Origin of the sequence: Lactobacillus ultunensis DSM 16047 (genome assembly GCF_001436305.1) — a bacterium.
GTDB lineage: Bacteria > Bacillota > Bacilli > Lactobacillales > Lactobacillaceae > Lactobacillus > Lactobacillus ultunensis.
Genome location: NZ_AZFO01000007.1, coordinates 1 through 12,328 on the forward strand (window position 1 = coordinate 1; position 12,328 = coordinate 12,328).

Below are 12,328 nucleotides of genomic sequence, written 5' to 3' on the forward strand. Positions count from 1 at the left end.
CTACTTGACAGGGAATGTATCAATTTGGCTAGTCGCTTTTCTTATTTTCAAATATTTTTTACTTGTTCTTGTCAGCTTCGTATCTGGTATTGAACAATGGGCTAAGTGCCCTATGGTTTTGAATACACTTAATAGCATCCCCCATAAGTGGGCCAACAGATACCAAAAGCATCTTGTCCAACTTCTTTTCAGCTGGTTGGTTGATTGAATCAGTCAAAACCAAGTTCTTAATTGGTGAATCATTCAATCTCTTAATAGCTGGACCTGAAAGAACGGCATGAGTAGCACTTGCGTAAACTTCAGTAGCACCAGCATTAATCAACGCTTGAGCAGCCAAAGTAATAGTACCAGCAGTATCAATCATATCATCGATAATGATTGCACGCTTGCCTTTAACGTCACCAATAATGTTCATAACTTCAGCAACGTTAGCCTTAGGACGACGCTTATCAACAATAGCAATAGGACAGCCTAAGAATTCAGCCAACTTTCTGGCACGGTTAACACCACCGTGGTCAGGTGAAACAACAACTGCGCCTTCCTCAAGATGATTACATAAGAAGTAGTCAGCAAGAAGTGGAGCACCCATTAAGTTATCAACCGGAATATCAAAGAATCCTTGAATTTGTGGTGCGTGCAAGTCGAGTGAAAGGATACGGTTTGCACCTGCAGTTTGAAGCATATCAGCTACAAGCTTAGCAGTGATTGGTTCACGTGCACGAGTCTTACGGTCTTGACGAGCATAACCATAGTAAGGCATCACAATATTAATTGTGCGAGCACTAGCACGACGTACAGCGTCAATCATAATCAAGAGTTCCATTAAATTATCATTAACTGGAGCACTTGTTGATTGAATAAGGTATACGTCTTTACCACGTACAGTTTCATCAATATTAATTTGAATTTCGCCATCACTAAAACGCTCAACACTTGATTCTGAAAGCGGGATGCCCACGCGATCGGCAATCTTTTGTGCTAAAGGCACGTTTGAGTTAAGGGCAAAAATCATCATATCGTCTTTATAGGACATAATTTCCTCCGTAAAAAAATTTAACCAGCTCTATTTTAGCAAAAGTTGTTTCAAAAAGAACTACATACTCTTTAATTATAACAAGATTTTTGCTTCAATAGTAAAAAACCAACAAAAGCACTAACTATCAAGTCTTAAAAAAGCTAAAATATACTTGTACTTTCTAGTACAACGAAAATATCCTAAAAAAATAAGACGTAGCATCTTCTGGGTGTACGTCTTATTTTTGTTCAATAGTCAATTATTAATTTTGTGCAGTTTGAATCGCGTAATCGTTAATGTTCAAAGCTTGAGTATAACCGTTAGTAACAATTGATAAAGTAGTATTGTTGTTAGTAAATTGAATAGCAGTTTCAGGAACATTATTTACTGAGGCAGCTAACTTAACAATTGCAGTAACTTCATCAGGAGTCAAGTTATTCAAGTTAGCCACAGCAACCTTCTTACCACCAAGTTTTGCCTTAGCAGTAGTAATAGCAGCTATAGCTTCATTAACTTGAGCCACAGTTGCAGTGGCATTATTATTAACAGTGTTAGCATTAGCAATTGTTCTATCATAAGCATTCTGAGCATCTTGTGAAGCAAGCTTGTACGTATCTGAATTCTTAACAGCTGCTGCGTCATTAATGCTTTGAGTCAGCTTCGCCTTGTCAACTGCAGTAGCTACAGTAACATCAGCCTTAGCTTGTTCAATAGTATTCGAGATAAGCATTGTCTTACCACTATATTTAACATCAGAAGCCTTTAAGTATCCTCTACCATTCATTAATTTATAGAACAATTCTGGGGTACTGGTTGCAGAAGTAGCAATGTATCTTAATTCAGAAACTTGCTGTTTTTGGCCAATACCAAATGATCTAGTATTATCTGCTCGACCCTTAATGTTATAAAGTGGCGCAATTTTAATAGTTGTTACGACAGATGATGCATTTGAATCTTCATTACCTGATAAGTTGTCTTCTACAGTTGCTGCACCATCTGGTTCGTTAACTGGATCAAGTTTAGCACCTGAAACCTTACCTACATTAGCTGCCTTAACGAATTGATCATCGCCAATCTTGTAGTAAAGCTTAGTGCCAATGTATCTAGTTTCAGAAGTAGTTACCTTCTTGCCCTTCTTGACAGTCTTCTTCTTAGTATCACCATTTTCATCATAAATGTAGGCATTTTTCTTTAAAGTGATGGTGGCAGTGCGCTTCGCATCAACATTACCAGCCTTAACGAAGGCAGTACCATCTTCATCAAGTTGATAGTAATCCTTACCTTTAATAGTTTCAGTACCGTATGAATTTACAGTAGCACCCTTAGTAAGCTTTGCCTTACCCTTGTACTTCTTGATACGCTTGCCATTTTGATCATAGATATATGCATTGTGAATTAACTTAACTTTTACTGCATCCATATCTGAATCTGATAAAGACGATGAGTTATCGGATGAAGATGCTTTCTTGTTAGTAGTTGCAGCTTTATCGTTTACATTAGCTGCCTTGATGAAGGCTACTTTACCACTAGATTTATCTTTACCAATATTGTAGTAAAGTACACCATTAATCTTTTGAATTTTATTATAGTTAAGAGTTACACCCTTAGCAATCACAGCTAATCTGCCACCGCCTGCATAATTAGTAATACGCTTACCATTTTGATCATAAGCGTAAGCATTATGTGTCAAAGTAATGGTTTTAGCTGATGATTTCTTTGAAGTAGTAGTCTTTGATGAAGTTGACTTCTTAGTAGTTGTCTTCTTTGATGAGTTGTTTTTTGAAACTGTCTTCTTAGTTGAAGTTGATTTCTTTGAAGTAGTTTTGCTAGTTGTAGTTTTCTTAGAAGCAGTAGTCTTGCTTGATGACTTAGTAGTTGCAGCTTGAACGGTAGCATTTTGAGCAGTACCTAAAAGTGGGCTAACACTCATTAATGCAGCTGCTGATACCATGATCAACTTATGATTTAATTTCATCGATAATTTACCTCACATCTAAAACTAAAATTTAATTCATTTATATATTGTAAATCGAAATTGCTGTTTTGCCAATTTTAGGACAAAAAAAGACATCTTTTCTTAACGAAAAGGTATCTTTTTAAGTGAATTATTACTTAACAGTTACATCTGAAGCTTTTACGTAATAATGATTTGGTTGCAAAGCATAATATTTAACACCTTTAATAGTCTTAGTACCTAAGCCTTTAACAGTTACGCCTTTACCAATGTATTTAGTGTTTAAGTAATTCTTTACGCGCTTACCGTTCTTGTCATAAACGTAAGCCTTATTCTTCATGGTAATCTTAACTACCTTTATAGCCTTCTCAGAAGTGCTCTTCTTAGTAGTCTTATTTTCTTCTTTTTTAACTGACTTCTTAGAACTTGCTTTTTTAGTAGTTTTCTTGGCAGTTGACTTCTTTGAAATTTCCTTCTTAGCAGTTTCCTTTGAAGCAGTCTTCTTTAAAGTTGATTTCTTTGACACTGACTTCTTAGAAACACTCTTCTTGGTTGAAGTAGAAGTTACAACTTTCTTACCATTTGACTTAAGAGTGTAAGTAGTATTACCAGACTTGTAAGTTACTGTACCTTCAGTAGCTGCAGCTGGAATCCAGTACTTCAAATCAGTTTGAATACTGTAGTAAACTTGACCATTAATGTTCTTAACATTCCAAATGGTGTATTTACTACCCTTAGTTGCAGTCTTTGAAGTCTTCTTGCCATATCTGTCAACAAACTTCATAGTCTTATTCAATGTAACACGACTATTTTTACCATAGGTGTTGTAAACACCCTTTGCATGTGCAATTGGAGCAGCTTGAACAGAAGCGTTGCCTTCTGCCATACCTAAAACTGGGCTAACACCCATTAAAACAGCTACTGATACCATAACTAACTTATGACTTAATTTCATAATATCTTACCTCTTATTAAAAACCTTAAACTTAGAAATTAATATTACTTACTAACATAGTTAAATAACATAAAATTATCATATAATCTTCTATTTATTGGTAATCTTTTCCACATCAGTAATATTGACATATGCACCATTACCAATATCGTAATACATTTTACCATTAATTTTCTTAGTACCGTAATAATTTAGTACTGTTCCTTTTTTAATACAATTAAAACCTAAATAATTACTAATTCTATTACCCTTAGAATTATAAGGATAGGCAATATTTCTTAAAGTAATGGTATTCTTTCCTCGTGGCATTGACAATGAAGCTTTTACAGATTTTTTACTTCCATCTAATTGTGTAATCTTTTTTCCTTGGCTAATGGAACCCACATTAGAGCCTTTAACATAAGCATCATTACCGACATATAGTATAACTTACCATTAATTTTCTTTTTATTATAAAAATTAATAGTCGCATTTTTCTTAATATAAGAATAACCTAAATAATTATAAATTCTATTGCCTTTTATGTTATACAAATATGTATTTCTTTTTAAAGTTAAATTGGGCTTATTAAAATCTGTCGACATAGATAATGATGTTGTAGCAAGAGGTCTAGGAGATGATTCAAAATTGACATTAGTAACGTTGCTGGTTTTTATATATTGATCGTTACCTAAATTATAGTATTTCTTACCCTTAATAGTTCTTATACCATAAGAAAACAAAACAGTACCTTTCCTAATAAAATATTCGCCCACATTTTTATTAACGCGCTTCCCCTTTACATCATAAACATATGCGTTATGTACCAAAGTTATTTTTCGATTATTCGGTGTAGTAATATCATTTGATTTATTTTTATCATTAGTAATTGTATAGGTTAAATTATCTTTTTTATAAGATACTGTACCTTCTACATCAGAAGCAGGAAGCCAATATTTATTATGTTTTTGTACGCTTAAACATGTTATCCCATTAATATTCTTAACAGCATAAACCATATACTTTCCCCCTTTTTCAGCAACTTCTATTTTTTTGGCTCCTTCTTCAGTAATAAAATTATCATTTTTAACAGCCTTAACTATATTTTTTCCAATAGGTTTATATATATTATTAGTTGCAGCATCAACCAATGAAGTGTTTGTAACTGTAGTAACCAAATTTATCTCCATGAGTGTAATTATGGATATCATGATGACTTTAAAATTTATTTTCATATCTTTTTCCCTCGTTCTTAATTTTAAATATAACCATTAATGCATATTGTAAAGCTTCGTTTTATCGTTATCAACATTAATAGTTATTTAATTAAGATTATAAACAGAGTATTTTTTAGTTACCATATTAAATTATTATACCCAAACAGAATTATTTTTAATACTTATGTTATTTAATTAGATGATTTAAAATAACAGATGAAATTATAAGAACACACTAATCCTTCTATTTCAAGTTGCTTGCTATATACAAGCTATAACTAAAGATCAAAAAATAGCCTTAGTCAGAACGACTAAGGTTATTTTTTGATCTTATTCCCACTCTTTATCTTTAGAAAGTGGAAGCTTATGCCAATAATCTGGTTTATTAACTTGTCGACCACGAGCGATTGCCATATCGTACTTACCAACATCTTTAGTAATTGTTGAATCAGCAGCGATAAATGAATGGTCAGCTACGTTAATTGGAGCAATCAGTGTTGAACCAGCACCAACGAATGAATGATCGCCGACATTCGTATGGAACTTCTTTACGCCATCGTAGTTAGAGAAGATAGTACCGCAGCCTACGTTAATATCCTTGCCTAAAGTAGCATCCCCAACATAAGTTAAGTGACCTACCTTAGTGTTTTCACCAATTTCAGCCTTCTTAATTTCAACAAAGTTACCAATGTGAGCACCCTTACGGATAACTGCCTTTGGACGCAAGTGTGAGTTTGGACCAATATCAGTATTGTCATCCATTTTAGCTTCTTGCAAAGTTGAAGAAGTAATAGTGACATTATTACCGATCTTAGAATCAACGATTCTTGAACCATTAGTAATGTAACAATCATTGCCGATTTCAGTATTGCCTTTGATAACGACATTGCCTTCAATTACAGTATCATTACCAATTTTTACACCAGCATCAATATAAGCAGTATCGGGATCAACAAATGAAACACCATTACGCATATGCATTTCATTGATTCTTCTTTGCATGGTCTTAGTAGCTTGAGCCAAAGCTACACGATCGTTAACGCCTAAACTTTCACTGAAGTCAGGCATCTTGTACGCATCAACGCGTTCACTGCTATTACGCAAAATTTCAAGAACATCAGTTAAGTAGTATTCGCCTTGAGCGTTATTGTTATCAACATGCTTCAAAGCTTCGAACAACTTCTTGTTGTCAAAGCAGAAGACACCAGTGTTAATTTCCTTAACTTTCAATTCTTCTGGATTACCATCTTTTTGTTCAACGATTCTTAAAACGTTGCCTTGATCGTCACGAATAATTCTGCCATAGCCAAATGGGTTAGGAGCTTCTGCAGTTAAAACAGTAGCTGCATTGCCTTTCTTTGCGTGATATTTAAATAATTCATTAAAAGTATCAGTTGTGAAAAGTGGGGTATCACCAGTAACTACTAAAGTAGCACCATCTTTATCGCCAAGAGCTTCCTTGGCCGTCATTACAGCATCACCAGTACCCAGTTGCTTTTCTTGGAAAGCAAATTCAGACTTGTTTGCCAAAACCTTTTCCACTTCTCCAGCGCCCGTACCAACAACAGTAACAATTTTAGCTGGGTTAACGCCTCTAGCAGCGTCAACAACATGTTCAACCATAGTTTTACCACAAACTTTGTGCAAAACCTTGTACAACTTCGACTTCATTCTGGTACCCTTGCCCGCGGCAAGAACAACTACATATTTTTCCATGAATGTTTAACCTCTTAATAATCAAAACTTGAGTCTAGTATACCATTTTTAGAAACGGTCAAAGTCAGTTTCACTTAAGAAGTTTCCAGGTTCTGCCAAAATAAGTTTCTTAGTAGTGTCAATTTTACTGATTTTTACAAGTGAAAGATAATTTTTGATCAATTTTTCTTTATCAAAATCAGCTTCACAAAGCACGCAGACACCAGCAATAGTACCTTTGAATTCCTTAACTAGTTCTTCCATCCCGGTTAAGGTGCCGCCGCCCTTCATAAAGTCATCGACAATTAAAACCTTGGCTCCCTTTTCAAGTGCGCGCGTTGGCAACTCCATTTTTGAAACGCGAGACAGAGATGAAGAAATATAGTTAACTGAAACAGTTGCGCCTTCAGTAACCTTGGATCTCTTTCTTGCAGTAACAAATGAAACATCTAAGTAACGTGCAACAGCTTGAGCTAAAGCAATTCCTTTAGTCTCTACAGTCATTACAGCATCAACATCTTTATAAGCATAATGAGTTGCAATCAGTTCACCGATTCTACGCAAATCTTGCGTATTACCCAAAATGTCTGACAAATATACAAAACCACCAGCTAAAATTCTGCTTGAATCTTCAATTCTTGAAGACAAGTCAGACAAATAATTTTCAGCATGTTTTTTACCTAAAAATGGAATATAGCGTACGCCACCAGCTGCACCTGTTACAGTTTCTAAAATACCATCCTGATTGCTAGCAAGCGTATATTTCAAAATAGCTAAATCTTCCGAAATAGATGATTTAGCTGCACCATAACGCTTAGCAAAGAATGGTAGTGCAATTAATGTATGGGGACGCTCCATCAAATATTTGGTCATGTCCACCAATCTTTCTGAACGTTTCATGATATTTCCTTTCTAATGTTTGATTTTATACTTAATTAATATACTCTAAAGGGCAAAAAAAAGCACTAACATTTTAAAAATGCTAGTGATATTTTCTAATTGTGTTTAGGTTTCAGCTTTATCATCAAATTTTAATGCAATATTCTTAGTTAACAAATCTGTATAACTATAAGAAACATGCTTAAAATTATTCTGGCGTTGGTCTAAATCGACCACAAACACTGCAGGGAATGTTTCTCTCAAAACTCCCCGTCTCTTAGTAACTTTCTTACGACCCGCTTGAGCTACTACTGTTAAGGTATCACCTAAGTGAGAATCCAACTTGTGCTTTATAGTAATAATTGATGTTGGCACTAAGCAACAACTCCTTTGGTGACATTTTATCACAAATATATAATAAAATCAATATTATACACTAATTGCTAGGAATATTTCTAGCAATTTCAATAAATTGTTCAATTGATAAATCTTCTGGTCTGATCCTTGGATCAACATCTAACTTTTTAATTAAGTCTGCTCGTTGATCTGTATCGGGAATTAAAGTTTTTAAGTTGTTGTTAAGTGTCTTTCTTCTTTGAGAAAAGCACATTTTGACTACCCAAATAAAGTGTTTACGATTTTCAATTGCTGGCTTGTCTTTAAGCGGTGTTAAAACGACTACGCTGGAGTCAACTCTAGGCCGAGGCATAAATGAAGTATTTTTAACTTCCAAAGCCAATCTTACATTCATTTCAGTCTGCACCGAAATAGTTAGCGGACCATATTCTTTATTGCCTGGCTTAGCCTCAAGTCGTTCTGCAACTTCTTTTTGCATCATTAAGGTTAAACTTGTGAAATGCAAATCTGATTCAGCTAAGACAAAAATAATTGGGGTTGTAATATAATATGGCAAATTGGCTACAACTTTGATTGGCTTTCCCATGTCAAAAAAGCCAGTCAGATCTTTTTCAAAATTAGCTTTTAGCACATCCTTAAGCGTTAGCTTAAAACGTGCCTCCAGTGGCTCACCATCAATTTTCTTAGGCAATTCATTATGCAAAATTTCAGGTAAACTATCGTCAACTTCATAAGCAAATACCTTTGCTCCAGCTAAAAGGAGCTGCTCAGTCAAAGAACCAATACCTGGTCCAATTTCAATTACTTGATCACCAGATTGAATATTAGCTGCTTCAACAATACCCAAAATTGCATTTTGATCAACTAAGAAATTTTGTCCTAAATTTTTCTTAGCTTTAACAAAATATCGATTAATGATTGCTCTAGTTCTAACTGGTGAACCAATTGGAATATTATTTGCCATTTTTTGCCTCCTCAACCGCTCTTTTAAGTTCATTGAGTGAAATGCCAAAGGTATGCAAGCGGCTGTAGAACTGCTTGGAATTTCCATAGCCTACGCTCAATTTAATGCCAACTTGCTCGCGTAATTTACGCGAACCACTACCGCCTGCTAACCCTAATTTATGATACTCCAGTTCAGTCAAATCACTCTTTTGCGGAGCCACTTCGTGCAAATCGCTTAGCGCTCTTTCAAGTGCTTCTTTTGAAGCATGTTCTACACCAAGACTGCCCTTTTTGTGCGGCTCGCCTTCTTTGCGCGTGATAAAAGCTTGTTTTGCATTGGGCACTGCATTAGTAACAATTCGCCGAATACGCTCTCCATTAAAGTCCGGATCCGTAAAAACAATAATTTGTCTTGTTTGACTTAGCTTCTTCAACTGTGCCAATACTTCATCTGACACAGCTGAGCCATTGGTTTCAACTGTCTCAATACCTGGGAAAAATTGTTTCAAACGGATAGTATCGTCTTTTCCCTCAACAACGATTACCGCATCAAAATTCTTTTTATTTAAGACCATAAACTCTCACTGTATTTTTGTAGGTTGCATCTGCCACTTCTTCAAGTGGAATATTCTTCAACTTCGCAATCGCTTCTGCGACATAGCGAACATAACCTGTTTCATTTTGATGACCACGATATGGTTTAGGTGTCAAATATGGTGCATCTGTTTCAACTAAAATACGATCAAGTGGAGCAGCTTTGGCACTTTCGTGAACTTCCGTTGCTTTAGTAAAAGAAACAACTCCAGAATATGAAAAGTAAACGTTTAAGTCCAGGAACTTATTCAACCAATCAACGCCGCCATTGAAGCTATGCAAAATTGCACCATACTCTAAATTGCTATTTTTCAAAATATTGTAGCAATCAGGAAATGCATCCCGTGTATGAATATCAACCGGCATCTTCAAGTCGTGTGCTACTTCAATCTGACGAGCAAAAACTTGACGCTGCACATCACGCGGAGATTCATCCCAATAGTAATCCAGGCCGATTTCACCCATTGCGACAACTTTAGGCATTTTCAACTGCTTAACTAGCTCATCTTCTGCCTTTTGATCATAGTCTTTAGCTACATCGGGACAATAACCAACCATTGCATAAACATTATCAAACTTTTGTGCTAAATCCACTGCTCGCTTGTTAAAATCAGGATCTTGACCAGCACAAATTACCTTGGTAACGCCTAACGCTTTAGCTCGTTCCAGGTAATATTGTTCCTTGCCACGAAAAGGCTCATCATTTAAATGAGTATGGTTATCAATAATTTCCATTAACCTAATTCAGCTCCAACTGCGTGTTCTTCGCCAACGATTGCTAACTTAACCTTGCCATCTTTTTCACTAGACAAAAGCATACCTTCGCTTAAGTGACCCAACATCTTACGTGGCTTCAAGTTAGTAACTGCTAAAACTTTCTTATCAAGCAATTCACTAGCATCTGGATAGAACTTGCGAATGCCACTTAAAATTTGACGTTCCTTGCCATCGCCGAAGTCTAATTTGAACATCAATAATTTCTTTGAGCCTTGAACAGGTTCAACTGACAAAATTTGACCAACTTGGATCTTTACCTTGTCAAAGTCATCAATGGTGATCTCATTGCTCTTCTTTTGTTCGCTTCTAGTAGTCTTCTTTGGCTTAGCTTTAGCCATTTCGTCTTTGATATATTTAACTTCTTCATCAGCTTTAAGTCTTGGGAAAATTGGCTTTGGCTTTTCAGTAACCTTTACATTCCATCCAAAGTCACTAAAAGCAAGCTTTCTTGCAGCTTCATCGTCCCAGCTTAAACCGAGTTGTTCAAACATCTTAGGAGCAGTTTCTGTCATCACTGGTTCAATCATAATAGCAATCAAGCGTAAGCTTTCGGCTAAATTAGACATAACGTGTGATAATTCTTCCTTCTTGCCTTCTTTATTAAGCACCCAAGGAGTAGTTTCATCGATATACTTATTTGCACGAGCAACCAGTTTCCAAATACTGTCCAAAGCTTGAGAGAAGTGCAATGAATCCATGTATTTTCTGTATTCAGAAATCACATTGACTGCAGTATCTTGCAAATCTTTACCAAATTCATCTTGACTAGCGGGAACAGCATCAACATGACCATCTTGGTATTGATTAATCATTGAAACAGTACGGTTAAGCAAGTTACCTAAGTCGTTAGCCAAATCATAGTTGATTCTTTCAACAAAATCTTCTGGCGTAAAGATACCATCAGCACCAAATGGCAATGCACGCATCAAGTAGTAACGCAATGGGTCAACGCCATAGCGACTAGTCAATGATTCTGGGTAAACGGCATTTCCTTTAGACTTAGACATCTTGCCGTTCTTCATCAATACCCAGCCGTGACCAATAATATGCTTAGGAAGTGGCAAACCTAAAGCCATTAACATAATTGGCCAATAAATAGTGTGGAAACGGACTATTTCCTTACCTACCAAATGCACATCAGCTGGCCAATATTTCTTAAATAATGAATCATCATCTGAACCATAACCAAGGGCAGTAATATAGTTAGAAAGAGCATCAATCCAAACATAAACTACATGCTTAGGATCACTTGGGACAGGAATACCCCAGTCAACAGTGGTACGAGTAACTGAAAGATCTTCCAAACCTGGCTTAATGAAGTTATTGATCATTTCTTTTTCACGTGAATGAGGCAAGATGAAGTCTGGGTGTTCCTTGTAGTACTTAACTAAACGATCAGCGTATTTGCTCATCTTAAAGAAGTATGATGGTTCCTTAACTAAACGAACTTCATGACCACTTGGAGCCTTACCACCAATAACGTTGCCATTATCGTCCTTATAAACTTCGGCAAGTTGTGATTCAGTAAAGTATTCTTCATCTTCTACTGAGTACCAACCAGTATATTCGCCTAAGTAAATATCGCCTTGCTTCAAAAGTTTTTCAAAGATCTTTTGAACTGCCTTAACGTGTTGTTCATCAGTAGTTCTAATAAATTTATCGTAAGAAATATCAAGGCTCTTCCATAATTTCTTGTAAGAAGCGGCCATCTTATCTACAAATTGTTGGGGCTTAATTCCTTGAGCCTCAGCCTTTTGTTCAATCTTCAAGCCGTGTTCATCAGTACCTGTTAAAAAGAAAGTGTCATAGCCTTGTGCACGCTTGTAACGAGCCATTGTATCAGCTGCAATTGTTGTATAAGCATTACCAATAGTTAATCTACCGGATGGGTAGTAAATTGGGGTTGTAATGTAAAAAGTATCTTTATCAGCCATTAATTTTCATACTCCTTTATTGTCTAA

12 protein-coding genes are annotated in these 12,328 nt (G+C 35.7%); all 12 read right to left on the reverse strand.

Annotated features, from left to right (window positions below; genetic code table 11):
* Positions 1 to 58 precede the first annotated feature (58 nt).
* On the reverse strand, positions 59 to 1,033 hold the full coding sequence (locus FC57_RS03385; protein WP_007126721.1) for a ribose-phosphate diphosphokinase: 975 nt from the start codon (positions 1,031 to 1,033) through the stop codon (positions 59 to 61).
* Positions 1,034 to 1,277: 244 nt separating this feature from the next.
* Positions 1,278 to 2,990: an SLAP domain-containing protein gene (locus tag FC57_RS03390; RefSeq protein WP_007126720.1), complete on the reverse strand. Its 1,713-nt coding sequence runs from the start codon at positions 2,988 to 2,990 to the stop codon at positions 1,278 to 1,280.
* Positions 2,991 to 3,123: 133 nt separating this feature from the next.
* Entirely contained in the window at positions 3,124 to 3,924 is an 801-nt protein-coding gene (locus tag FC57_RS03395; protein WP_007126719.1) for an SLAP domain-containing protein, read from the reverse strand.
* Between the two features lie 90 nt (positions 3,925 to 4,014).
* The gene (locus tag FC57_RS03400; RefSeq protein WP_007126718.1) at positions 4,015 to 4,233 is read right to left on the reverse strand and encodes an SLAP domain-containing protein; all 219 of its coding nucleotides are present in this window, start codon (positions 4,231 to 4,233) and stop codon (positions 4,015 to 4,017) included.
* Between the two features lie 35 nt (positions 4,234 to 4,268).
* Complete coding sequence (locus FC57_RS03405) at positions 4,269 to 5,081, reverse strand: SLAP domain-containing protein (RefSeq protein ID WP_236695704.1); 813 nt, start codon at positions 5,079 to 5,081, stop codon at positions 4,269 to 4,271.
* Between the two features lie 369 nt (positions 5,082 to 5,450).
* On the reverse strand, positions 5,451 to 6,836 hold the full coding sequence (gene glmU, locus FC57_RS03410) for a bifunctional UDP-N-acetylglucosamine diphosphorylase/glucosamine-1-phosphate N-acetyltransferase GlmU (protein ID WP_007126716.1): 1,386 nt from the start codon (positions 6,834 to 6,836) through the stop codon (positions 5,451 to 5,453).
* Between the two features lie 48 nt (positions 6,837 to 6,884).
* Positions 6,885 to 7,715: a pur operon repressor gene (purR, locus tag FC57_RS03415; RefSeq protein ID WP_007126715.1), complete on the reverse strand. Its 831-nt coding sequence runs from the start codon at positions 7,713 to 7,715 to the stop codon at positions 6,885 to 6,887.
* Positions 7,716 to 7,820: 105 nt separating this feature from the next.
* On the reverse strand, positions 7,821 to 8,069 hold the full coding sequence (locus FC57_RS03420; RefSeq protein WP_007126714.1) for a Veg family protein: 249 nt from the start codon (positions 8,067 to 8,069) through the stop codon (positions 7,821 to 7,823).
* A gap of 61 nt (positions 8,070 to 8,130) precedes the next feature.
* Positions 8,131 to 9,015, reverse strand: a complete 885-nt coding sequence (rsmA, locus tag FC57_RS03425) for a 16S rRNA (adenine(1518)-N(6)/adenine(1519)-N(6))-dimethyltransferase RsmA (protein WP_007126713.1) — start codon at positions 9,013 to 9,015, stop codon at positions 8,131 to 8,133.
* The gene (gene rnmV, locus FC57_RS03430; RefSeq protein ID WP_007126712.1) at positions 9,005 to 9,571 is read right to left on the reverse strand and encodes a ribonuclease M5; all 567 of its coding nucleotides are present in this window, start codon (positions 9,569 to 9,571) and stop codon (positions 9,005 to 9,007) included. Before rnmV ends, rsmA begins: the two co-directional genes overlap by 11 nt.
* On the reverse strand, positions 9,558 to 10,325 hold the full coding sequence (locus FC57_RS03435; RefSeq protein ID WP_007126711.1) for a TatD family hydrolase: 768 nt from the start codon (positions 10,323 to 10,325) through the stop codon (positions 9,558 to 9,560). The genes rnmV and FC57_RS03435 overlap by 14 nt, the downstream gene beginning before the upstream one ends.
* Entirely contained in the window at positions 10,325 to 12,301 is a 1,977-nt protein-coding gene (gene metG, locus FC57_RS03440; protein WP_007126710.1) for a methionine--tRNA ligase, read from the reverse strand. Before metG ends, FC57_RS03435 begins: the two co-directional genes overlap by 1 nt.
* Positions 12,302 to 12,328 lie beyond the last annotated feature (27 nt).

Bases quoted from the DNA above. Each gene is read 5' to 3' on its own strand.
- FC57_RS03390 (WP_007126720.1), bottom strand. From the start codon at position 2,990: ATGAAATTAAATCATAAGTTGATCATGGTATCAGCAGCTGCATTAATG.
- rsmA (WP_007126713.1), bottom strand. From the start codon at position 9,015: ATGGCAAATAATATTCCAATTGGTTCACCAGTTAGAACTAGAGCAATC.
- FC57_RS03395 (WP_007126719.1), bottom strand. From the start codon at position 3,924: ATGAAATTAAGTCATAAGTTAGTTATGGTATCAGTAGCTGTTTTAATG.
- glmU (WP_007126716.1), bottom strand. From the start codon at position 6,836: ATGGAAAAATATGTAGTTGTTCTTGCCGCGGGCAAGGGTACCAGAATG.
- rnmV (WP_007126712.1), bottom strand. From the start codon at position 9,571: ATGGTCTTAAATAAAAAGAATTTTGATGCGGTAATCGTTGTTGAGGGA.
- FC57_RS03400 (WP_007126718.1), bottom strand. From the start codon at position 4,233: ATGCCACGAGGAAAGAATACCATTACTTTAAGAAATATTGCCTATCCT.
- FC57_RS03385 (WP_007126721.1), bottom strand. From the start codon at position 1,033: ATGTCCTATAAAGACGATATGATGATTTTTGCCCTTAACTCAAACGTG.
- FC57_RS03435 (WP_007126711.1), bottom strand. From the start codon at position 10,325: ATGGAAATTATTGATAACCATACTCATTTAAATGATGAGCCTTTTCGT.
- purR (WP_007126715.1), bottom strand. From the start codon at position 7,715: ATGAAACGTTCAGAAAGATTGGTGGACATGACCAAATATTTGATGGAG.
- metG (WP_007126710.1), bottom strand. From the start codon at position 12,301: ATGGCTGATAAAGATACTTTTTACATTACAACCCCAATTTACTACCCA.